The 22,519-nt window shown below is 72.0% G+C and carries 19 protein-coding genes; 10 read left to right on the top strand and 9 right to left on the bottom strand.

Annotation, left to right across the window (positions count from 1 at the left end; genetic code table 11):
• Nucleotides 1-81: 81 nt before the first annotated feature.
• The 3 genes from U5911_RS01195 (at nucleotide 82) to U5911_RS01185 (ending at nucleotide 4,135) form a co-directional block, all read left to right on the top strand.
• Nucleotides 82-1,881, top strand: coding sequence for a S9 family peptidase (locus U5911_RS01195; RefSeq protein WP_336034578.1), 1,800 nt, complete (start codon nucleotides 82-84; stop codon nucleotides 1,879-1,881).
• A gap of 108 nt (nucleotides 1,882-1,989) precedes the next feature.
• A complete protein-coding gene (locus U5911_RS01190; RefSeq protein ID WP_336034576.1) occupies nucleotides 1,990-3,078 on the top strand; it encodes a M48 family metallopeptidase in 1,089 nt (362 codons plus the stop codon).
• Nucleotides 3,079-3,082: 4 nt separating this feature from the next.
• Nucleotides 3,083-4,135 carry a lysylphosphatidylglycerol synthase domain-containing protein gene (locus U5911_RS01185; RefSeq protein WP_336034575.1) on the top strand — a complete coding sequence of 351 codons (1,053 nt, stop codon included), beginning with the start codon at nucleotides 3,083-3,085 and terminating at the stop codon, nucleotides 4,133-4,135.
• Here U5911_RS01185 and U5911_RS01180 read toward each other — a convergent pair.
• The 6 genes from U5911_RS01180 to proS form a co-directional block, all read right to left on the bottom strand.
• Complete coding sequence (locus U5911_RS01180) at nucleotides 4,132-5,190, bottom strand: NAD(P)-dependent glycerol-1-phosphate dehydrogenase (protein WP_336034574.1); 1,059 nt, start codon at nucleotides 5,188-5,190, stop codon at nucleotides 4,132-4,134. The two genes, U5911_RS01185 and U5911_RS01180, sit on opposite strands and share 4 nt — an antisense overlap.
• 31 nt (nucleotides 5,191-5,221) lie before the next feature.
• Nucleotides 5,222-5,692 (bottom strand): GNAT family N-acetyltransferase, encoded by a 471-nt coding sequence (locus U5911_RS01175; RefSeq protein WP_336034573.1) that lies wholly within the window; start codon nucleotides 5,690-5,692, stop codon nucleotides 5,222-5,224.
• A gap of 159 nt (nucleotides 5,693-5,851) precedes the next feature.
• On the bottom strand, nucleotides 5,852-6,841 hold the full coding sequence (locus tag U5911_RS01170; protein WP_336034571.1) for an NAD-dependent epimerase/dehydratase family protein: 990 nt from the start codon (nucleotides 6,839-6,841) through the stop codon (nucleotides 5,852-5,854).
• A gap of 63 nt (nucleotides 6,842-6,904) precedes the next feature.
• Nucleotides 6,905-7,438 (bottom strand): hypothetical protein, encoded by a 534-nt coding sequence (locus U5911_RS01165; RefSeq protein ID WP_336034569.1) that lies wholly within the window; start codon nucleotides 7,436-7,438, stop codon nucleotides 6,905-6,907.
• 77 nt (nucleotides 7,439-7,515) lie between these two features.
• Nucleotides 7,516-11,976: a glutamate synthase large subunit gene (gene gltB, locus U5911_RS01160; RefSeq protein ID WP_336034567.1), complete on the bottom strand. Its 4,461-nt coding sequence runs from the start codon at nucleotides 11,974-11,976 to the stop codon at nucleotides 7,516-7,518.
• Between the two features lie 181 nt (nucleotides 11,977-12,157).
• Complete coding sequence (gene proS / locus U5911_RS01155) at nucleotides 12,158-13,663, bottom strand: proline--tRNA ligase (RefSeq protein ID WP_336034565.1); 1,506 nt, start codon at nucleotides 13,661-13,663, stop codon at nucleotides 12,158-12,160.
• 210 nt (nucleotides 13,664-13,873) lie between these two features.
• Here proS and U5911_RS01150 point away from each other — a divergent pair, with 210 nt between their 5' ends.
• The gene (locus U5911_RS01150; protein ID WP_336034563.1) at nucleotides 13,874-14,593 is read left to right on the top strand and encodes a helix-turn-helix domain-containing protein; all 720 of its coding nucleotides are present in this window, start codon (nucleotides 13,874-13,876) and stop codon (nucleotides 14,591-14,593) included.
• 91 nt (nucleotides 14,594-14,684) lie between these two features.
• Nucleotides 14,685-14,849, top strand: coding sequence for a hypothetical protein (locus U5911_RS01145; protein WP_336034562.1), 165 nt, complete (start codon nucleotides 14,685-14,687; stop codon nucleotides 14,847-14,849).
• Between the two features lie 266 nt (nucleotides 14,850-15,115).
• Here the strand turns inward: U5911_RS01145 and U5911_RS01140 are convergent, their stop codons facing one another.
• A complete protein-coding gene (locus tag U5911_RS01140) occupies nucleotides 15,116-15,595 on the bottom strand; it encodes a DUF7984 family protein (protein ID WP_336034561.1) in 480 nt (159 codons plus the stop codon).
• Nucleotides 15,596-15,856: 261 nt separating this feature from the next.
• Here U5911_RS01140 and U5911_RS01135 point away from each other — a divergent pair, with 261 nt between their 5' ends.
• From U5911_RS01135 to U5911_RS01125, 3 genes are all read left to right on the top strand, one after another.
• A complete protein-coding gene (locus U5911_RS01135) occupies nucleotides 15,857-17,782 on the top strand; it encodes a beta-CASP ribonuclease aCPSF1 (protein ID WP_336034559.1) in 1,926 nt (641 codons plus the stop codon).
• 105 nt (nucleotides 17,783-17,887) lie between these two features.
• A complete protein-coding gene (locus U5911_RS01130) occupies nucleotides 17,888-18,319 on the top strand; it encodes a DUF7332 family protein (RefSeq protein ID WP_336034557.1) in 432 nt (143 codons plus the stop codon).
• 132 nt (nucleotides 18,320-18,451) lie between these two features.
• Complete coding sequence (locus U5911_RS01125) at nucleotides 18,452-18,811, top strand: DUF7522 family protein (protein WP_336034555.1); 360 nt, start codon at nucleotides 18,452-18,454, stop codon at nucleotides 18,809-18,811.
• A 70-nt stretch (nucleotides 18,812-18,881) separates the two neighbouring features.
• On the opposite strand, the gene U5911_RS01120 is transcribed toward U5911_RS01125, so the two are convergent.
• Nucleotides 18,882-19,805 carry an endonuclease III domain-containing protein gene (locus tag U5911_RS01120; protein WP_336034554.1) on the bottom strand — a complete coding sequence of 308 codons (924 nt, stop codon included), beginning with the start codon at nucleotides 19,803-19,805 and terminating at the stop codon, nucleotides 18,882-18,884.
• A gap of 235 nt (nucleotides 19,806-20,040) precedes the next feature.
• On the opposite strand from U5911_RS01120, the gene U5911_RS01115 reads away from it, so the two are divergent.
• Entirely contained in the window at nucleotides 20,041-20,817 is a 777-nt protein-coding gene (locus tag U5911_RS01115; RefSeq protein WP_336034552.1) for a hypothetical protein, read from the top strand.
• Here the strand turns inward: U5911_RS01115 and U5911_RS01110 are convergent.
• Nucleotides 20,792-21,205 carry a DUF371 domain-containing protein gene (locus tag U5911_RS01110; protein ID WP_336034550.1) on the bottom strand — a complete coding sequence of 138 codons (414 nt, stop codon included), beginning with the start codon at nucleotides 21,203-21,205 and terminating at the stop codon, nucleotides 20,792-20,794. The genes U5911_RS01115 and U5911_RS01110 overlap by 26 nt on opposite strands.
• Nucleotides 21,206-21,506: 301 nt before the next feature.
• On the opposite strand from U5911_RS01110, the gene U5911_RS01105 reads away from it, so the two are divergent.
• Nucleotides 21,507-22,409 carry a coiled-coil protein gene (locus U5911_RS01105; RefSeq protein ID WP_336034549.1) on the top strand — a complete coding sequence of 301 codons (903 nt, stop codon included), beginning with the start codon at nucleotides 21,507-21,509 and terminating at the stop codon, nucleotides 22,407-22,409.
• Nucleotides 22,410-22,519: the final 110 nt, after the last annotated feature.

Raw genomic sequence — 22,519 nt, 5'->3', positions numbered from 1 at the left:
CCAGACTGCCGAACGCGTGCGGTCCCGGAACGCGCGTGCCGCCACCCGAAGGGCTAACCGCGGTGCGGGCGGAGGGCCGGCATGGCCTACGACATCGAGCGGTACCTGAACGTCCGGAACGCGGGCGCGCCGTCGTTCGGCCCGTCCGGCGAACTCGCGTTCCTGCTGGACGCCACGGGCACCAGCCAGGTCTGGCGCCTCGACGAACCCCGGTCGTGGCCCCGCCAGCTCACGTTCCGCGACGAGCGCGTGGCGTTCGCGTCGTTCTCGCCGACGCGGGACGAGCTCGTCTACGGGACCGACGCCGGCGGCGACGAGTTCTGGCAGCTCCGCCGGCTCGCCGCGGACGGCAGCGAGGACGTCGCGCTGACGGCGTTCCCGGACGCGAAACACCAGTTCGGCGGCTGGAGCCACGACGGCGACCGCGTCGCGTACGCGGCGAACCGCCGCAGCGAGGGCGTCTTCGACGTCTACGTCCAGGACCGGGACGCCGACGGCGCGGACGCCGAGCTGGTCGCGACGGGCGAGGACTTCGAGCGCGTGTCGGTGGCGGGCTGGAGCCCCGGCGACGACCGCCTCCTGCTCCACGACAGCCACTCCAGCTCCGACCACGACCTCTACGCGGTCGACGTCGACACCGGCGACGTCGCGCACCTCACGCCGTTCGACGACGCGGTCCGGTTCTCGTCGGTGGCGTGGACGCCCGACGGCGACGGCGTCTACGTCTGCACGGACCGCGGCGCGGACGTCGCGTACCTCGCGGTGCTCGACGCCGACACCGGCGACCTCGAGCAGGTCGTCGACGGCGGCGACTGGCCGGTCTCCGGCGTCGTCGCCGACCACGACGCCGCCGCCGTGGCGTACGTGCGGAACGTCGACGGCTACAGCGAACTCTCGGTCGCCGACGCCGGCGGCGACCCGGCCCGCCTCGACCCCTACCCCACGCCCGACCTGCCGGACGGCGTCGTCTTCGGGCTGAGCTTCGACGCGGACGCCGACCGCGTCGCCGTCGCCGTCTCCGCGCCCACCGTGAACAAGAACGTCTACGTGGTCGACGTCGACTCCGGCGCGAGCGAGCGCTGGACGGACGCCTCGACGGCCGGCATCCCGCCGTCGACGTTCCGCGACCCCGACCTCGTCCGCTACGAGAGCTTCGACGGCCTCGAGGTCCCCGCCTTCCTCACCCTCCCCGAGGGCGACGGCCCCCACCCCGTCGTCGTCGACTTCCACGGCGGCCCCGCCGCCCAGCGCCGCCCGTACTTCGCGGCGCTCCGCCAGTACTTCGCGAACAACGGCTACGCGGTCTTCGAGCCGAACGTCCGCGGCTCCTCGGGCTACGGCACCGCGTACATGGAACTCGACGACGTCCACAAGCGCATGGACGCCGTGCGGGACGGGAAGGCGGGCGTCGACTGGCTGGCCGCCCGGGACGACGTCGATACGGACCGCGTCGTCGCCTACGGCGGGTCCTACGGCGGCTTCATGGTGCTGGCGTCGCTCACCGAGTACCCCGACCTGTGGGCGGCCGGCGTCGACGTCGTCGGCATCGCGAACTTCGTGACGTTCCTCGAGAACACGGGCGACTGGCGGCGCGCCCACCGCGAGGCCGAGTACGGCAGCCTCGCCGCGGACCGCGAGTTCCTCGAGTCCATCAGCCCCATCAACCACGCCGACGAGATCCGCGCGCCCCTCATGGTGCTCCACGGCGCGAACGACCCGCGAGTCCCCCTCTCGGAGGCCGAACAGATCGCGGACGTGGCCAGCGAGCACGTGCCCGTCGAGACGCTCGTCTTCGAGGACGAGGGCCACGGCTTCAGCAAGCTCGAGAACCAGATCGAGGCCTACCGCGCGGTCGTCGACTTCCTCGACGAGCACGTCTGACCGCCCGTCCGCGCGGACGCACTCGCGGGCCGCAGGTACGCCCGCGGGTGGCGGACGCTCGCGGCGACCACCGGGGCTTTGGTGCCGCCGCGCGAACCTCCGCGCACCGTGATACACGCAGTCGTCCTCCTCTCGCTACCCGCGCTCGCGTACGCGGCGAGCAGGGCGGTCGGCGTCGGCGCGCGCCGCGCCGCCGACCGCGTCACCGCCGCGGCGCGCGTGCGACGCGCCAACCGCGCCCTCCAGGCGGTCGTCTCCGTCGCCGGCGTCTTCGCGGCCACGGACTCGCGGCTCGACGACGCCGTCGCCGCGGCCGCGCCGGGGCCCGACGCCGTCGGCGTGCTCGTCGCGCTCGGCGGCACCGTCCTCGTCGGCGGCGTCCTGCCCGCGCTCGCCGTCCACCTCGGGACGCGGCCCGCGTGGGCGGCCGTCACCGGCGCCGACACCCGGTACGCCGCGACCACGCGGCGGTTCCTCCTGCTCGCGGCGGTCGTCCTCGCGCCCGCGTTCGTCGTCGTCGCCGCGTGGCTCGCCGCGCCGCCCGGCCTCCCCGGGCTCGCCGCCGTCGCCGCGGCCGCCGCGCTCGTCGTCGCGGTCCTCCCGCCGCTCGCTGCCCACTTCGGGCCAGTCCGCGACCCCGCCCCCGGCGAGGCCGCCGCCGTGCCCGCGTGCGCCGACGGCCTCCGCGTGCGCGTCGTCGAGACCGACCGCCACCCCGTCGCGAACGCCGTCGCCACCGGCCTCCTCCCCGGGTACCGCTACGTCTTCGTCACGGACGCGCTGTTCCGCACGCTCGACGACGACGCCGTGGCCGCCGTCGTCGCCCACGAGGCCGGCCACCACCACCGCCGCCACGTCGCCGGCCGCCTGCTCGCGTCCGGCCTCGCGCTCGCGCCGCTGTTCCTCGCGGCGACCGGCGTGCTCGACGGCGTCCTGCTCGCCGCCGTCCTCTCGGGCGCGCTGCTGCTCGCGGCCGGCCCGCTCGTCCGGTGGACGGAGTTCGACGCGGACGCGTACGCCGCCCGGCACGTGGGCGCCGCGGCGATGGAGCGCGCGCTCGCGACGCTCGCCGACCGCGGCCTCGTCCCGACCGACCGCTCGCTGGTCGTCGCCGCGGTGTCCCTCCACCCCGCCGTCGGCCGGCGCGTCGAGCGCCTGCGGGACCCCCGGCACTTTTCGTCGCGCGCGGAGACGTAGGCCCGTGCAGGTCGACCGCCGCCGCGTCGCGTTCCGCGTCCTCGCCGCCGCCCTGGTCGTCGCCGCCCTCCGCTACGGCGTCGACTGGGACGGCGTCCTCCGGAACCTCCGGGACGCGGACCTCCGGCTGTTCGCGCTCGCGCCGGTCGGCGCGGCGCTCGCGCTGTTCGCCGGCGCCGAGGGCACCCGGCTCGCGCTCGGATTCGACGCCCACAGCGAGCGCGCGTCGCTGGCACGCCGCGCGTTCCTCGGCGCCGCCGTCGTCCGCAACCTCGTGCCCGCTGGCAACGTCGGCGGCGGCGGCTTCGTCGCCTACACCGTCAGCCGGCACGGGGACGTCGGCGTCAGCGAGGCGCTCGCCGGCGTCACCACCTGGGAGTTCGTCGTGATGGCGGCCTCCGCGGTCGTCGGCGCGCTCGGGCTCGCGGGCGTGAGCGTCGCCGGCCGCGACCCGGCCGGCGTCGTCGAGTCCGTCGCCCTGTTCGTCGTCGCGCTCGGCGCGGCGGTCGCCGCCGTGGCGGCGCTGAGCGCGTACCGCGGCCCGGTCGCTGCCGCCGTCTCCCGCGTCACGGAGGCCGCGCACCCGGTGCTCGCGCGCGTCGCCCCGAACTACGACGGACCGGTGTCGGCGGCGGACGCGCGGGACGGCATCGACGAGTTCTTCGCGGCGCTGGGCGCCCTCGCCGCCGACCGCGGGCGGTTCGCGAGCGTCCTGCTCGCCGCCCACGCCACCTGGGCGTGCTGGGTCGTCGCCCTGTACGCCAGCCTGCTCGCGGTCGGCGTCGTCGTGTCTCCGGCCGTCGCCATGGTCGCCGTCACCGTCTCCGGGTTCGCGCGCGCCGTCCCGGTGCCGGCGGGCCTCGGGCCCGTCGACGCCGCGCTCGGCGGGCTGCTCGTCGCGCTCACGCCGCACCCGCTCGTCGGCCTCGGCTCCGCGCTCGTCCTCAACCGCGGCGGCATGCTGCTCGTGCAGGCGTCCGTCGGCGGCCTCGCGCTGTGGACGCTGGACCGCCGCGTCGTCGCGTCGACGGCCGGCGCCCCGGACGCCGAGAACTAGACGACGCCGGTCGTCGTCGCCGCCTCGCGGGCGGCGTCCTCGCTGATGCCGGAGCCGAGGATGGTGTACCGGTCCCGGATCTCGTGGGCCGAGGTCATCGCCTCGAGCAGTTCCTCGTCGGTGACGCCGAGCTCCTCGGCGGTCGTCGGCGCGTCCAGCGCCGCGAGCGCGTCCCGGACGGCGCGCCACTCGCCCTGCTCGCCGGAGTGGAGGTACTCCGCGAGGATGGAGCCGACGCCGACCTGGTGGCCGTGCAGGGCCTTCCCGGGCGCGATGCGGTCGAGCTGGTGGCTGATGAGGTGCTCGCTGCCCGAGGCGGGCCGCGACGACCCCGCGATGGACATCGCGACGCCCGAGGAGACCAGCGCCTTCACGACCACCCACGCGGACTCCTCGAGTTCGGGCTTGATGGAGCCGGCGTTGTCCACGAGCATCTCCGCGGTCATCTGGCTGAGCGCGCCCGCGTACTCGCTGTAGGAGACGTTCTGCAGGCGCTTCGCGAGCCGCCAGTCCTTCACCGCGGTGTAGTTCGAGATGATGTCCGCGCAGCCGGCGGTCGTCAGCTCCCAGGGCGCGTCCGCGATGACGCCCGTGTCCGCGACCACCGCGACCGGCGGCGCCGCGGCGACGGAGTGACGGCTGTCGCCCTCCGGCACGGAGCCGCGACCGGAGACGATGCCGTCGTGGCTCGCGGCCGTCGGCACGCTCACGAACCCGACGTTCAGGTGGTCGCTGGCCATCTTCGCGATGTCGATGGGTTTGCCGCCGCCGACGCCGACGAGGTAGCCGGCGTCGAGCTCGCGCGCGGCCTCGAGGACGTCCTCGACGGCGTCGAACGTCGCCTCCTCGACGACCACGAGCTGGGCGTCCTCGCCGGCGTCCGCGAACTGCGCGACGATGCGGTCGGCGGCGACGTCCTTCGGCGTCGGACTCGTCACCACGAGCGGCGGCCCCGTGAGGTGGGTGTCAACGACCACCTCCCGCGCCTGGCCGAGCACGTCGTGGCCGACCACGACGTTCCGCGGGAGGCGGATCCACGTCGACTTCTCGAACATGGGGGTACGTCGCCGGGGCGCGAGTAAAAGTCTACTCGTCCCCGACGGGCCGCCGGTAGCTCAGGTACTTCCGCTCGAAGGCGTCGTCGTACATCGCGACGGCGGCCTCGTTGTCGACGTGCGCGGAGACGCCGAGGTACTCGCAGTCCCGCTCGCGCGCCCACGCCTCGATGCGCTCGAACAGCGCGGAGGCGACCCCCTCGCGGCGATAGTCGGGTTTCACGTAGAGGCCGTCGACGTGCGTGTACGGTCCCCTCGCGTAGATGGGTGGGCTGTCGTTGCGGATGCCGGCGATGTGACCCGCGAGTTCGCTGTCCCGCTCGGCGACGAAGATGACGCGGTCCGCGTCGTCCAGCCAGCGGTCGATGCCGGCGTCCGCGACGCCCGCCTCGTCGAGTTCCGAGAACTCGGGGTCGACGGCCGCGGTCTCCCGGAACCCGGGCTCGAGCAGTTCCTCGTTCACGGTCTGTGCGTCGTCCGGTGTGGCTTCTCGTATCTCCATCGGTGGTGTGGCTGCTGCTGGTCGAACGCGGTACGCGGAGTCTGCGACGGCGCGGGGGCGATTGGCGCCGTCAGTCGCGGAGAAGCCGGGTCATCGGTCAGCTCTACCGGGTCTTCGGGGACGCCCGTGAAAACAGTTCGGGAGCCTAGAGACTGCGTCTCAGACCGTACCGAGCACGTCCAGCAGGCGCTGCTCGTCCTCGCGGCTCGGCCCTTCGTCCTCGCCCGTGCGGCCGTGCTCGCGGTGCGCGTCGACGGTCTTCTGCATCGCCTCCTCGAGCGGCGTCGACTCGTAGCCGAGGTCGGCGACCTTCGCGGTGTCCAGCAGGTGGGGGTACTCGCGGTACAGCGGGAAGTCCGCTGGCTCGAGGTCTGCGATAGAGAGCTCTCGCGGACTCGTGTACGCGCGGTCGACCGAGGTGTCCAGCGCGTCCGCGACGAGGTCGAGCATGCGGTCCAGGGTCACCGCGTTCCGGTCGCCGACGTTGTACGCCTCCCCGGGCGTCCCCTCCTCGGCGACGAGGCGGAGGCCCCGCGCGACGTCCTCGACGTAGGCGCGCTGCCAGAGGTTCGTGCCGTCGCCCGGGACGACGACCTGGTCGTACTCGGCGACCCGGTGGACCCAGTACGCGAGGCGCTCCGTGTAGTCGTGGGGGCCGTAGACGACCGGCGGACGCACGCTCATCGCGTTCACGCCGCGCTCGGCGGCCTCGAAGACGATGCGGTCGCCCGCGGCCTTCCGCGCGCCGTACGTCGCCGGCGAGTCGTCGGTCGCCTGCTCGGCCGTACAGGACTCCAGTTCGGTCTCGTCCTCGCGCTTGGGCACGTCCTCGGCGCCGTACGCGGCGCCGCTGGAGACGTACACGTAGGCGTCGACGCCGCCGAAGACGTTCGTCGCCGCCTCCACGTCCCGCGGCTGGTAGGCCACGCAGTCGAAGACCGCGTCCGGCTCGACCTCTCGCTTCGCGGTGAGGAGGGCCTTCCGGTCCGTGCGGTCGCCCTGCACGTGGTGGACGCGGTCGTCCCCGGCGAACGGGTCGTCGTGTTTCCCGCGGTTGAACGTGGTCACGCGGTAGTCGTTCGCGAGCAGTTCCTCGACGAGGTGGCGGCCGACGAACCGCGTGCCGCCGACGACGAGCGCGGAATCCATACCCGAGCGTTGCGCGGCCGCGACAAAAGGCGTGCGTGTTCGACGCCCGCGGCGCCGCCGGCCTCACGTGACGGCGAACGGCGCGACGAACTCCGTGCGGTCGCCGTCGACGGCCGCGAGCACGACGAACGCGTGCTCGCCGCGGTCGAGGTCCAGCGGCCCGACGTGGACGTCGTCGTCGCTGGCGCTCGTCGCGTTCGCGTCCCCGACGCGGACGTGCCAGGTCCGGGACTCGCCGCCGGCGAGCGTCTGCCAGGGCTCGACGAACGCGTCCGGCGCGACCTGCGTCCAGCCGTCGCCGTCCCGCCGGTAGACGGTCCACGCGTACGGGTTCAGGCCGACCGCGTCGGCGTCCCGGTTCGTCAGCGTCGCCGTGAACGAGCCGCCGGCGTCGACGGTCGCGTCGCTGCGCGCGAACGTCGCCGCGGCGTCGTCGCCGACGCAGACCGTCGCCGCGTCCGCCGCGAACGACGGACAGTCCGCGGGGAGGGCCGGCCCGCCGTCGCCGTCGCCCGGCATCGCGGCGGACAGCGGGCCGAGACAGCCGCCGGCGGCGGCGAGACCGGCGACCGAGGCGAGGTAGCGTCGACGTCGCATACGCGCACCGAGGACGGCCGACGGGAAGGGTGTGGCGAGGACTCAAACGGTCGTTTGAGTGGCCCGGGCTCTCGCGGTCAGTCCGCGCTGCCGGCCGCGGACTCCGCGCGCCGGACGCGTTCGGGGAGCGACCGGCGCGCGTCCGCCTCCGGGCGCTCGTCGATGGCGGCGCGGTACGCGTCCGGCATCACGACCGCGAACGCCGAGACCGCGGCGTCCCAGTCCTCGAGCATCGCGGCCGCGCGGTCGCTGCCGGTGCGGGCCGCGTGGTTCTCCACGAGGCGACGAATGGCTGCTTCGTCGCGCTCCGAGAGGTCCTGTGAGACGTCGACCATCCCCGTGTTGCAGTCCTCCTCGAAGTCGCCGTCGGGGTCGTGGACGTACGCCACGCCGCCGCTCATCCCCGCGGCGAAGTTCCGGCCGACGTCCCCGAGCACGACGACGATGCCGCCGGTCATGTACTCGCAGCCGTGGTCGCCGACGCCCTCCACGACTGCGTGCGCGCCCGAGTTCCGGACGGCGAAGCGCTCGCCGGCGACGCCGTTCACGTAGCACTCGCCGTCGGTCGCGCCGTACAGCGCGACGTTCCCGACGACCGTGTTCTCGGTCGGGTCGAAGCCCGCCTCCGGCGGCGTCCGCACCGCCAGGGTGCCGCCCGAGAGGCCCTTCCCGACGTAGTCGTTGGCGGCGCCGGTGAGAGAGAGGGTCACGCCGGGCGCGAGGAACGCGCCGAACGACTGGCCGGCGCTCCCGTCGAGGTCGACGTGGAGGGTGTCCTCGGGCAGCCCCTCGACGCCGTGCTCGCTGGAGACGGCGTGGGAGACGCGCGCGCCGACGGACCGGTCCCGGGTCGTCACCTCGCGGGACAGCGACACCCGCTCGCCGTCCTCGACGGCCGGCGCGGCGTCCGCGAGCACGGACTCGTCGAGGGCCACGTCGGCGTCGTCCTGGCCGCGGACGCGCCGGCGGACGTCGCCGCCGGGCTCGGCGAGCACGCGCGAGAGGTCGAGGTGGCGGCCCCTTGGGTGGTCGGTGTCCGCCGCCGCGAGGTGTTCGACGCGGCCGACGAGCTCGTCGACGGTCTCGTAGCCGAGCTCCGCGGCGACCTCGCGCAGCCCCTCGGCGACGAACGTGAGGTAGTTCGCGACCTGGTCGGGCGTCCCGCGGAAACGCTCGCGGAGCTCCGGGTCCTGGGTGGCGACGCCGGTGGGGCAGTTGTTCGTCTGGCAGATGCGCGCCATCACGCAGCCCGCGGAGACCAGCGACGCGGTGCCGAACGCGAACTCCTCGGCGCCCAGGAGCGCGCCGACGGCGACGTCCCGGCCGGTCTTCAGCCCGCCGTCCACGCGCAGGGTCACGCGGTCCCGGAGCCCCGTCTCGCAGAGCAGCTGGTTCGCCTCCGCGAGCCCGAGCTCCCACGGCAGGCCGGCGTGCTTGATGGACGTCTTCGGGCTCGCGCCCGTGCCGCCGGAGTGCCCGGAGATGTGCACGCAGTCCGCGCCCGCCTTCGCGCAGCCCGCCGCGACCGTGCCGATGCCCGCCTCCGAGACGAGTTTCACGTGCACGCGGGCGTCGGGGTTCGCCGCGCGCAGGTCGTGGACGAGCTGCTTGAGGTCCTCGATGCTGTAGATGTCGTGCTGGGGCGGCGGGCTGATGAGGCCGACGCCCGGCGTCGAACACCGGACGTCCGCGATCATCTCGTTGACCTTCTTCCCCGGGAGGTGACCGCCCTCCCCGGGCTTCGAGCCCTGGGCCATCTTGATCTGGAGGTCGTCCGCGGCGGAGAGGTACGTGGACGTCACGCCGAACCGCCCCGACGCGACCTGCTTGATGGCACACTCCGTCGCGGTGCCGAAGCGCTCGGGCGGCTCGCCGCCCTCGCCCGTGTTCGCCTTCGCGCCGAGCCCGTTCGCGGCCGCCGCGTTCGTCTCGTGGGCCTCCGGACTCAGGCTGCCGAGGCTCATCGCCGCCGTCGAGAACCGCTCGACGACGTCGGCGGCGGGCTCGACGTCCTCGAGGGGGACGGACTCGCGGTCCCCGGCGTCGATCTCGAGGAGGCCGCGCAGCGTCTGGAGCTGTTCGGTCTGGTCGTCGACGTGGCCGGCGTACTCCTCGAAGGCCCCGTAGTCGCCGTTGTCCACCGCCTCCTGGAGGCTGTGGACGGTCGTCGGGTTCCACTGGTGGAACCGCCCGGACGTCCGGTTCTCGAACTCGCCGACGCGCTCGACGGTCGCCTCGCCGCCGCCGAACCCGGCGTCGTGGCGCGCGCGCACGTCCGCCTCCAGTTCGGGCAGACCGACGCCCTCGGTGCGGTTCGGCGTCCCGGCGAAGAACCGGTCGACGACCGACGAGTCCAGCCCCACGGCCTCGAAGATCTGGGCGCCCTGGTAGGACGCCACCGTGGAGATGCCCATCTTCGACATCACCTTCAGCAGGCCGTCCTCGAGGGCGTGCAGGTACGTCTCCACGGCCTCCTCCGGGTCTGCGCCGTCCGGCCCGGCGACGATGTCGCGCGCGGACTCGACGGCGAGGTAGGGGTTCACCGCGCCCGCGCCGTACCCGACGGTCGCGGCGAGCTGGTGGACGGTGCGGACGTCGCCGGCCTCGACGACGAGGCCGACGCGCGCCCGGAGGCCCTCGCGCACGAGGTGGTGGTGGACTGCGCCGGTCGCCAGCAGGCTCGGCACCGGCAGCGCGTCCTCGCCGGCCGCGCGCTGGGAGAGCACGAGGACCTCCGCGCCGTCCTCGACGGCGTCGACGGCCGCCCGCTGTACGCGCTCGACGGCCGCTTCGAGGTCGCCGTCCGGGTCGAACGAGAGGTCGACGGTCTCGGTCGGCGGGCCGGCCTCGCGCACCGCGTCGAGGTCGCTGTCCGCGAGCACGGGGCTGTCGAGGACGACCTGGCGAGCGTGCTCGCGGGACTCGCCGAGGAGGTTCCGCTGGCGGCCGAGCCGCGTCTCCAGGCTGGTCACGAGGTCCTCGCGGAGGTAGTCGATGGGCGGGTTGGTGACCTGCGCGAACAGCTGCCGGAAGTACGACGCCAGCGGGTGGTCGAACGCCGAGACGCCGGGCAGCGGCGCGTCGTCGCCCATCGACCCGACCGGGTCCTTGCCGCCCTGGACCATCGGCGCGACCAGCTCGTTCAGCTCGTCCTCCGTGTAGCCGAACATCGCCTGCGCTGCGCGGAGGTCGTCGGTCGGGTCGCTCGGCAGGACGTCCTCGCGGGTCTCCGGGCGGAGCTGTTCGTCGGCGACCCACTCGCCGTACCGGTCGTCCGTGAGGTCCGCGAAGACGTCGGCGTCGTCGACGACGCCCACGCCCGGTTCGGCGAGGAACAGCTGGCCGGGCTGGAGGCGGCCGCGCTCGGCGACCTCGCTGACGTCGCCCTCGAGGGCGCCCTGCTCGGACGCCATCACGAGCGTGCCGTCCGTGCGGCGCTCGTAGCGGCACGGCCGCAGGCCGTTGCGGTCGAGCACGCCGCAGACGCGGTCGCCGTCCGTCCCGACGACCAGCGCGGGCCCGTCCCAGGGCTCGACGAGGCTCGCGTGGAAGTCGTAGAACTCCTGGCGGGCGTCCGGCATGTCGTCGTCGCCCTGCCAGGCCTCCGGCACGAGCATGCGGAGCGCGTGGGGGAGCGACCGGCCCGTCTGCACGAGGAGTTCGAGCGCGTTGTCGACGCTGGCGGTGTCGGACTGCTCGGGGTCGTCGATGACCGGCAGCACGGTCTCGAGTTCCTCGTCGGTGAAGCCCTCGGCCTCGAGGTCGGCCTCGCGGGCGCGCATCCAGTTGACGTTCCCCTGGATGGTGTTGAACTCGCCGTTGTGGATCACGTTCCGGTAGGGGTGTGCGAGGTGCCACGCGCCGAGCGTGTTCGTGGAGAACCGCGCGTGGACGAGCGCGAACCCGGTCTCGACGCGCTCGTCGGTGAGCTCGGGGTAGTAGTCCGCGACCTGCTCGCCCTTCAGCAGGCCCTTGTAGACGACGGTGTCCTCGTCGAGCGAGCAGACGTAGAAGCGCTCGTGGTCGACGGCGGCCTCGGCGGCCTGCCGGCCGACGTACAGCGCCTTCGGGAAGTCCTCGCAGCCGTCGGGGTGGACGACCGCCTGCGCGACGTGCGGTTCTGAATCGAGTGCGGTCTCGCCGAGGTCGCTGTTGTCCGTGGGGACGTCGCGCCACGCGTGCACGTCGAGGCCCCAGTCGGCGAGCGCGTCCTCGACGGTCTCGACCACTCGCTGGCGCTCCGCGGCGTCTTGCGGCAGGAAGAACGATCCGACGGCGTACCGCTCGGGCAGGTCGTCGAAGAGGTCCGCGAGGAAGCCGCGGGGCGTCTGGACGAGCGCGCCGGCGCCGTCGCCGGTGTCCTCCTCGGCGCCCGTCGTGCCGCGGTGTTCGAGGTTCTCCAGGAGTTCGAGCGCGTCCGCGAGGACGCGGTGGGACCGTCCGCCGTCGAGGTCGACGACGACGCCGACCCCGCAGTTCGACCGCTCCTCGGTCGGGTCCGCGAGGAGGCCGTGGTCGTCGCAGTCGGACTGGCTCATGTGCCAGGCGATACCACACCGAGGTAAAACGCTACTCCTGAATCACTAAGGGGAATCTAGTCACAACTAAGGAGATTCAATCACTCAGGCGCCGTTCTCGGCCGTCTCGGCGGCTCCGAGCGGACGGAATCGTCGGAAACGATGATGAACGTCCGGGTCGCCGCGGAGAACGCTCCGCGAGTCAGTACGACTTCGCGAAGAACGCGGTCTGCTCGGCGTCGTCCCCGCAGATGGCGCACTCCTCGCCGTCGTGGTCGGGTTCGGGGACGTGGTCGGCGTCCTCGAACTCGGAGGCCGCACGCGCCGCCGAGTCCTCCGCAAGCGGCACCAGCACGATCTCCGCGTGCACCTGCTCTTTGACCTCGGCCTCGCAGGCCTCGTCGCCGCACCACGGCGCCTTCACGTAGCCGCCGTGCTGGCCGATGGTCCCGAGGATCTCCTCGCGAGAGGACGCCTCGCGGACGTTCTCCTCGAGCCGCTCGGCGGCCGCGTCGTAGAGCTTCTCGTAGACCGCGTCGAGGTGGTCGTGGACCGCCGCCGTGATGTCGCTGCGGTCCTCGACGGCGTCCTCGCCGTCCGGCCGGTGGACGACGGTGACCTCGCCGTCCGCGACCTCGTTCGGGCCGACCTCGAAGCGCACCGGCACGCCCTTCAGCTCCCACTCGTTGAACTTGAACCCGGGGTTGCGCTCGTCGCGGTCGTCGAGGTGGACGCGAACGCCCTGGGCCTCCAGCTCCGCCGCGAGCTCGGTGCAGTACTGGAGCACGTCGTCTCGCGTGTCCTCCTGCCAGATGGGCACGACGACGACCTGCTTCGGCGCGACGGTCGGCGGCAGCACGAGCCCCTGGTCGTCGCTGTGGCTCATGACGAGCGCGCCGATGGCGCGCCACGACAGCCCCCACGACGTCGTGTACGCGGTGCGCTCGTCCTCGTCCTCGTCGGCGTACGTGATGTCGAAGGCGTCCGCGAACGACTGTCCGAGGTGGTGGCTGGTGCCGCCCTGCACGGACTTCCCGTCCGGCATCAGCGCCTCGACGGTGGTCGTGGTGTCGGCGCCAGGGAACTTGTCGTGGTCGGGCTTCCGGCCGCGCAGCACCGGCATCCCGAGGACGTCCTCGTAGAGGCGCTGGTACTGGTCGAGGCGCATCGTCGTCTCCGCCCACGCGCCCTCGTCGGTCGCGTGCGCCGTGTGGCCCTCCTGCCAGAGGAACTCCTTCGTGCGGAAGAACGGCTTCGTCTCCGTCGCCTCCCACCGGACCACGGAGTTCCACTGGTTGACGCGCAGCGGCAGGTCGCGGTGCGAGCGCACCCACTGGGCCATGTACGGCGCGATGATGGACTCCGACGTGGGGCGGACCGCCAGCCGCTCCTCGAGTTCCTCGTGGCCGCCGTGGGTGACCCACGCGACCTCGGGGTCGAACCCCTCGACGATGTCCTTCTCGCGCTCGAGGTACGACTCGGGGATGAACAGCGGGAAGTACGCGTTGTCGACGCCCGTCTGCTTGAACCACGCGTCGAGGTTGTCCTGGATGGCCTCCCAGAGGGCGTACCCCCGGGGCCTGGTGACGATGAACCCGCCCATCGGCGCGTAGTCGGCGAGTTCGGCCTTCTGGACGACCTCGGCGTACCACTCGCCGGGGCTGTGCTCCTTGGACTCGGTGATGCCGAGCTCCTGTTCGTCGCTCATTACTCCAAGCGAGGCCTGACTCGCTCTTAAAACCCGTGAAGGTGTGCGGACGCACACCGCACCCCCGCCGCGCCCTCCCGGCACCTGGCAGACGACGAACGACGGGACCACAGCCGACCGCGAGCCGCTCGTCCGGGCCGTCAGTTCGGGTACCGGTAAGCCGGTGCAGTTAGCAGAAGCTAGATACTCGCCGACCGCCTACCGGGGCGCGTGCGCGAGTTCGAGTTCACTGTCGCGTTCGAGCCCGGCAGCGACGCCCTCATGGACTGCTTCATCGAACACGACAGCCTCACCGCGTGGACGTCCGTCTGCTTTACCACCCGGGAGCGCATGTGGCGCATCGACCACGCCGCCGGCTCCGAGGCCGCCCTCGCGGACTTCGAGGCCGTCTTCCTCGACGAGTCGCGGTGCAACGAGTGTCTGGACCTGCCGGACTGCGAGACCTACCGCGAGTACCACGTCCTCGACGAGTCCCCGACCGCCCGGACCATCTACACGTACCGCGAGGAGGTCCACGACTGCCACTCCATCCCCCACTACGTCCACGAGCACGTCGGCGACGGCGTCGTCTTCGAGTCGCGGCGCCGCGACGACGAGTACCAGTGGCGGGTCCTCTACCCGGACGAGCAGCCCGTCGGCGAGCTCTACGACACCATCGAGGCCCAGCTCCGCGACGGCCTGACGCTGTCGCTGTCGCGGCTCTCCAGCGCGGGCAACTGGAACGCGGAGTCGCGGGTGACCGCGGAGCTCACCGCCGAGCAGCGGGAGGCGCTGGTCACGGCCGTCGAGCGCGGGTACTACTCGCGGCCGCGGGAGGTCACCGTCGACGACCTCAGCGACGACCTCGGCGTGCCGCGGTCGACGGTACAGTACCGGCTGCGGAGCGCCGAGGACCTCGTCGTCTCCCAGTTCGTGGAGAACGCGCTGTGACGGGCTTCGCGCCCGGCCACGTGCGTGGTAAGTGTTGACAAATAACGTTACCGGCGAGGGAACTAAGTGGCGTGGGAGCAACCCCCACAGTATGGGTGACACGAAGCGTGGCCGCGAACGCCAAGGCCAGAAGAAGCGCGAACAACTCCGCGAGCGCGAGGTCGAACGCACCCTCGAGGCCACACGCGAACCCGCGGACGCCCCTGAACTCCCCGACGACGAGGACATAGAGTTCGGCGAAGAGACCGCCGACTGACCGCCCCGCCCCGATTTTTCGACCGGCTGCCGCCCGGAGTGTGCCACGACTGCCGCCCGGAGTGTGCCACGACTGCCGCCCGGAGTGTGCCACGACTGCCGCCCGGAGTGTGCCACGACTGCCGCCCGGAGTGTGCCACGACTGCCGCCCAGCAGCAGCGATGCCGCGCCGCGCGACGGCTGTCGGGACGTGCAGTTTCCGGCACGACGCGGCGCCCAGCCGCGCCGGGACGCGCCGCCCGGACCGCGGCCGACGGTCGCGCGCGACTACTCCACGGAGAACGGGCTCTCGGTCTCCGTCCACGTCCAGCCCGGGAGTCGCGTCTGGACGCCCGCAGCAAGCGCCGCGTCCAGGTCGTCCGCGCCCGCGCCGCCGTCCGCGTCCGTCGCCGTCACGTCCGCGTAGTGGAACGTCGCCTCCGCGAGCAGGCGCAGCGGCTGCTCGCCGGCGAGCATCGCGGCGAGCTCGCGCCCGAGGAGTTCGTCGACGACGAACCCCGGGTAGTCGCCGCTGACGTCCAGGTCGCGCAGCAGGCCGACGAGCGCCGCGACGTTCACCGCGCGGTCGCCGTCCGCGAACACCTCGTCGACGGCGGCGTCGTACTGCTCGCGGGAGACGGCGTCGACGTCGGCGTCGAACGCCGCGCCGAGCGAGTCGCGGACCTCGTTGATGAGCGGGACGACCACGTCGCCGCGCGCGCGAACCCAGTCGCGCTCGCGCTCGACGGCGGCCGGCGTCACGTGCATACGGGGTGGTGGGCGCCGACGACTACCAACTTTGCGAAGGCTTTTATAACCAGAACCGCATAAATCCGCCCAAGCGGGTTCTCCTGTACTAATCCCCGCAGTTCGGCAACCGAGCCGACACGACCGTCTCCCTACTGGTATGACGACACCGCGTGACTACTCGCCACGTTTTCAGGAGCGCTCGCCGCCCGGCACGCGCCGGCCAGTGAGTGCTGCCAGTGCGCGCGGAGACGCAGACACAGGAGCCTCCACTCTCCGACCATGAGCACTGTAGACCAGCAACTCGAGGAGTTACAGGCGCAGATTACGAACGAAACCCCGCCGGACATCTCGGTGACCGACGTCAAGTACGAGGGGCCGGAACTCGTCGTGTACACGCGCGACCCGAAGCAGTTCGCGCAGGACGGCGACCTCGTGCGGCGGCTCGCGAGCAAGCTCCGCAAGCGCATCACCGTCCGCCCCGACCCCGAGGTGCTGTCGCGGCCGGACGTCGCCCGCGAGAAGATCATGGACGTCATCCCCGAGGACGCCGGCGTCACCGACCTCGACTTCCACGAGGACACCGGCGAGGTCGTCATCGAGGCCGAGAAGCCCGGGATGGTCATCGGCCGGCACGGCTCGACCCTCCGCGAGATCACGGAGGCGGCGGGCTGGACGCCCGAGGTCGTCCGCACGCCCCCCATCGAGTCCTCGACGGTGTCGAACGTCCGGAACTTCCTCAAATCCGAGCGCGAGGACCGCCGGGACATCCTCGAGAAGGTCGGCCGACAGATCCACCGCCAGGAGATGAGCGACGACGAGTACGTCCGCATCACCACCCTCGGCTGCTGCCGCGAGGTCGGCCGCGCCTCGTTCATCCTCTCGACGCCCGAGACGCGCATCCTCGTGGACTGCGGCGACAAGCCCGGCAGCGACGACGAAGTCCCCTACCTCCAGGTCCAGGAGGCGCTGGGCGCCGGCGCGAACTCCATCGACGCGGTCGTGCTCACGCACGCCCACCTCGACCACTCCGCGTTCATCCCTCTCCTGTTCAAGTACGGCTACGACGGCCCCATCTACACGACCGAACCGACCCGGGACCTCATGGGGCTGTTGACCCTGGACTACCTCGACGTCGCCGCGAAGGAGGGGCGGACGCCGCCGTACGACTCCGAGATGGTCCGTGAGGCGATCAAGCACTGCATCCCCCTCGAGTACGGCGACGTGACGGACATCGCGCCGGACGTCAAGCTCACGTTCCACAACGCCGGCCACATCCTCGGCTCGGCGGTCTCGCACTTCCACATCGGCGACGGCCTCTACAACGTCGCGTTCTCCGGGGACATCCACTACAAGGACACGCGGCTGTTCAACGGCGCCGTCAACGACTTCCCGCGCGTCGAGACCCTCGTCCTCGAGTCCACGTACGGCGGCCGCAACGACTACCAGACCGACCAGGAGGACTCCGAGCGCAAGCTCAAGGAGGTCATCAACGAGACCTACGAGCGCGGCGGGAAGGTCCTCATCCCGGCGTTCGCGGTCGGCCGCAGCCAGGAGATGATGCTCGTCCTCGAGGAGGCGATGCGGGAGGGCGACATCCCCGAGATGCCCATCCACCTCGACGGCATGATCTGGGAGGCGACCGCCATCCACACCACGTACCCCGAGTACCTCCGGGACGACCTCCGCGACCGCATCTTCCACGAGGACGAGAACCCCTTCCTCGCGCCCCAGTTCAACCACATCGACGGCGGCGAGGAGGAACGCAAGGAGGTCGCCGACGGCGAGCAGTGCATCGTCCTCTCGACCTCGGGGATGGTCGAGGGCGGCCCGATCATGTCCTGGATCAAGCACATCGGCCCGGACCCGGACTCGACGATGTGCTTCGTCGGCTACCAGGCCCAGGGGACCCTGGGCCGCCGCATCCAGTCCGGCTGGGACGAGATCCCGATGCCGGACAGCCAGGGCGGCGGTCGCACGGAACGCCTCCAGCTCGAACTCGACACGGAGACCGTCGACGGGTTCTCCGGGCACGCCGACCGCCAGGGCCTCGAGGACTTCGTCCGCACGATGAACCCGCGCCCGGAGAAGGTGCTGTGCGTGCACGGCGACGAGTCCTCCGTCCAGGACCTCTCCAGCGCGCTCTACCACGAGTTCAACATGCGGACGTTCGCGCCGAAGAACCTCGAGACGTTCCGGTTCATCTGACCGGCGCCGGCTCGCACCGCACTCCTCGGGTGACCGACCGCACGTGTACCCCGGTCCGGACACCGACCCGATAGCTCTTTTATCGCCGTCCGGCAACGTGGACGCGTGAGCCGGACGCACGTCGCTCGGGTCGCCGTCGCCGTCGCGCTGGTGTTGACGTCCCTGGTCGGCGCGGCCACCGCACAGCCCGCAGGGGCGCCGGTCGCCGGCGAGGGCGGCCACCGCTTCGACGTCGGCTCCGGCGACCCGTCGATTACGTTCTGGGTGCACCTCGACCTGTTCACGAACCTCGGTTCGCCGGGCGACTTCGGATTCAGCGCGGTCGGCAGGGCGATGGACACGCGCGTGGTCGTCGTGGACGTCCAGTTGCACTTCGACGGCGTCGGGAACCTCGGCGAGTTCCTCTCGAACCCGTTCTCGCGGTTCTCCGTGGTCGCGGAGTGGGAGCTGCACCTCCCGTTCCTCTCGGCCGGCCCGGCCGCCGACGACGACTTCTCCTACGAGGACAACGAGAGCATCGGCGACGGCAGCGGCTGACTGGGCGACGGCAGCGGCTGACTGGGTGACGGCTGCGGCCGACTGGGTGACGGCTGCGGCTGACCGTTGGCCCCGCTCTCGGCCCGCGAGGCCGCCCTAGGCTTCAACACCCCTCGGCCGCTACGTGTACACATGACGGGGGGCGACGAACTCGTCGACGCGCTGCACGAGCACGCCGGTGACGCGCTGCGCGTCGTCGCCGAGTACGACCGCGACGGCTACGACCTGCGCTACGTCAGGGACGACGTCGGGGCGCGTCTCGGAACGCGCGCCGACGCCATCCACCGCGACCTCGTCCTCGAGGGCATCAGCCGCGAGCACCTCGAGGGCCTCTTCGACGCGGGCCGCCTCCACTGTACGATGCACCGGTTCGACCAGCTGACGGCGTTCCACTTCGCCGACGCCGAGCACACCGGCCTGTTCGTCAGCGTCGACTCGGACGCCGACGTCCCGCTGGCGACGTTCGCGGACGCCTGCTGGCGGAGCCTCTGACCGGCGCCCCGACCGCGCTGTCGGAGGCCGGTTGTCGAAGCGCTCTGTCGCCGACCGCCGGACAGTGGCCTCACTCGCCGGCGGCCTCTGCGGGGTCGACGACGGTCTCGGCGAGCTCGTCGACGCCGACGCGGTCGCAGCGTTCGTACAGCGGACACGCCTCGGGGCCGTCGAGGCACGCGGGCTCGCGCGCGCCGCAGTACTCCCGGCCGAACTGGATCATCGCCGTGTGCCCGAACCCGCACTTCTCCGGCGGGACCGCGGCCTCCAGCGCCGCCCTCACGGCCTCGTGGTCGGCGTCCGGCGGCGCGAGACCGAGCCGGCGCGCGATGCGGTGGACGTGCGTGTCGACGGGGAAGACGCCGTCGCGGCCGCCCGCGAACAGCAGCACGCAGTCGGCGGTCTTCGGGCCGACGCCCTTCATGTCCAGGAGGGCGGCCCGGACCTCGCCGGGGTCGCCGGTGCGCACGAACTCGTCGAAGCCGGCCTCGCCGCCGTACTCCTCGCAGACGCGGTCCGCGAGCCGGACCAGGGTCTCGGACTTCTGGTTGTACAGTCCCGCCGACGAGATGGTCTCCGCGAGCTCGTCCCGGTGGGCGTCCGCGAGCGCCGCCGCGAGACCGTCGCCGTCTCGCGGGTCGCGTCGCTCCCCGCTCGAACTGTCCGCGGCGCTGCGCGCCTCGCTGCCGCCGTACCGCTCCATCAGTGCGTCGTGGGCGGGCTGGCTGGCGACGTCGCTGGTGTTCTGGCTGAGCACCGTCCGGACGAGACACTCGAAGGCGTCCCGGCCGTCCTCAGAACGCTCCGCGTTCTGACGGGCTGCGGAAGACGACGAAGTCGTCTTCCGAACGCCGTAGGTCTTCTGCCAGTACAGGTCGCCGAGCCGGTCGACGACGGCTTCCGCGCGTGACGTCCCGTCGCCGGGTTCGAACTCGGCGAACCGGCCGGCGTCGCCGTCGCCCCCGGAGATGTTCTCCGCTGGCTCGTCGTCCATGCCCGCCGGTACGCGCGCCCGGCCCAAAGCCGAACCGGAACCGGACGAACGGCGCTGTGGCACGCACCGTCCCGCCCGAACTCGGTCGGCGCGTCGACGTCCCGCTGGGGGTCGTGCGCCGGCGACGGGCGGCGGTCGTTCCGGAGTAGCGACCGCATAACCTGACTACGGTCGAAATATCCGGTGAACGGTCGTAGCCGGTTATGGCGGTGGCGGTCGTACGACGGCGGACACAATGACCGACCGCGCGTCCGGTCCGGCCGTCGGCATCGTCTGTAACCGCGACCACGACGTCTTCGCGGACGTCGCGGGGCGCCTGCGCTGCCGCGGGGCGGCCGTCGAGTTCTTCGAACCCGGCGTCGAGGTGTCCGAGCGCGCCGTCGGCTGTCTCGACCTCCTCGCGAACAAGAAGGCCGACCCCGCCTCGCTCCGCGCGCTCCGCCGGGCCCGCGACCGCGGCGTGGCGACGTGGAACGGCCCGCTGGCGTTGCTGCTCGCCGCGCGGTTCGTCGGCTACCGCGCGCTCGCGGCGGCCGGCTTCCGCGTCCCCGCGTCGTCGGCCGCGCCGCCGGCCGGCGACTACGTCGCGAAGACGGCCGTCGACTGGCACTTCGAGCCGGACCCGGAGCTGAACGGGACCGGCGACGTCTACCAGCCGCTGCTGCCGACGGACGGCGTCGACCGGAAGTACTACGCCGTCGACACGGGCGACCGGGTCCGCGTGTCCGTGGTGCGCGCGACGTCGAAGCTCCGCGGCGAGAAGGAGCGCCTCGAGACGGTGCGCCCCGACCCCGGGCTCGCTGCCGCCACGCGGCGCCTGGTGCGGTTGGTGGGCGCGCAGGCGCTCGGCGTCGACGTCGTGTACAGCGGCGGCGAGCCGTACGCGGTCGACGTGAACCCGGCGATGAGCTTCCGCGGCACCGGGATGGCGCCCGAGCTCGCGGCGTCGATGCTGGCGCGGCTCCCGGAGCGGACGGCCGACGCGGTCAGTCCACCCGCAGCGTCGCGGTGAGCGCGGCGCCGTCGGCGAGCGCGGCGACGAGGTCGCGGTCGAGGTCCGCGGCGGCCTTGTCCGCGTTCACGAACACCGTGCGGTCGTCGACGTAGTCGCTCGTGCGGCCGACCATGCTGCGGTCGTTCGCGAACGCGAGGTCGGGGTGGCCGGAGGCGGTGACGGTGTCCTCGTGCCCGTCGGCTTCGAGGTGGAGGGTGATGGTCGCGGCGTCGCTGCGGCAGGCGGCGACGAAGTCCTCGGCGAAGTCGGCGGGCGCGCGGTCGGCCTCGACGCCGAGGATGCAGTCGCCGGCCGGCGTGAGGTAGTCGTCGGTGGTGAGTTCCAGCGTCGACTCGTGTTCGGCGGCGACGTGCTCGTGGCCGTGCGCGCGGACGACTTCTTCCATGCGCTGGCGTAGCGAGTCGCCGCACTTGGGTGGCTCGCTCCCGCGCCGGCTTTATGTACGACGGCGGAACCCGTGCGAGCGCTTACCACGCCGTCTGCGGGGGCGTGGCAACTGTTTGCACGGTTCTCGCCGTCGGAAAATTTAAGTGGCGTGGCCGACTACTACCTGTCACCAGAACGCTGCGAGCGTTCTCGCACAGCCCGAGAGAATGACAGGACGTTCTCCTTCCGACCGGGAAGTCGACGACTCCGAGCGACGGCTGTCGAGGGCGCTCCAGCGGAATGGCATCGAGGTTTGAACAATGGCTGAGGAAGAACAAACTATCGACGTATCGAGCGCAGACGAACTCATTACTGACGACGAACTCCAGGACCGATCGAAGGGCCAGCTCATCAAGAACGCCGGCCAGTTCCGGGACCGGCGCAACGAGCTGAACCAGCTCGCGAGCTCGCGGGCCTCCAAGCGCGACGAGCTCAACGCGAAGACCCGCGAGAAGGTCGACGAGGCCCAGGAGCACCGCGAGAAGCGCGACGAGCTCAACGAGCGCGTCCAGGAGCACAAGGAGGTCCGCAACGAGCTGAACGCCGAGGCCAACGAGCTGTTCGACGAGGTCGAACAGCGCAAGCAGGACCTCGAACTCGACGAGGGCAAGGACCTCGAGGAGCTCAAAGAGGAGATCGAGCAACTCGAGTTCAAACAGCAGACCGAGGTCCTCTCCACGGACGACGAGCGCGAGCTCATCGAGAAGATCGAACAGAAACGCGAGGAGTACCAGGACCGAAAGGAGAAACTCGAGGCGTCCGGGAACCTCGAGGAGCTCGTCGAGGAAGCCGAGTCCGTCCGCGCGGAGGCCTCCGAGCACCACGAGAAGGTGACGGAGCTCGCGGACAAGGCCCAGGAGCACCACAACCAGATGATCGAGGCCTACCGCGAGGCCGACGACATCCGCGACGAGGCCGACGAGATGCACGAGAAGTTCGTGGAGGCCCAGGAGGCCGCCGACGCCCACCACGAGGCGTTCGTGCGCGTCCAGAAGCGCCTGCGCGAACTCGACAAGCAGGAGGAAGAACAGCAACAGGACAAGCGCGCCAAAGAGCAGGAGGAGGCGCGCGAGGAAGCCGAGGAGATCTACGAGCGCTTCAAGGAGGGCGAGACCCTCGACACCGAGGACCTCCGGAAGCTCCAGAAGTCCGGCCACCTCTGAGTCGGTCCGTACGGCGGGTTCTCCCGTATTTTCCGGCCGCGTAGCGACGGGGCCGCCACTGCAGTGTGCGCCGGCGGGCGGCGTCGACCCCCCGAGTTATCGGGCCGGCG

It is taken from the genome of Halobacterium yunchengense, assembly GCF_037031165.1.
Taxonomy (GTDB): Archaea; Halobacteriota; Halobacteria; order Halobacteriales; family Halobacteriaceae; genus Halobacterium; species Halobacterium yunchengense.
Note: the sequence above shows the minus strand (reverse complement) of the source record. Positions and strands in the feature narration are given on the sequence as shown.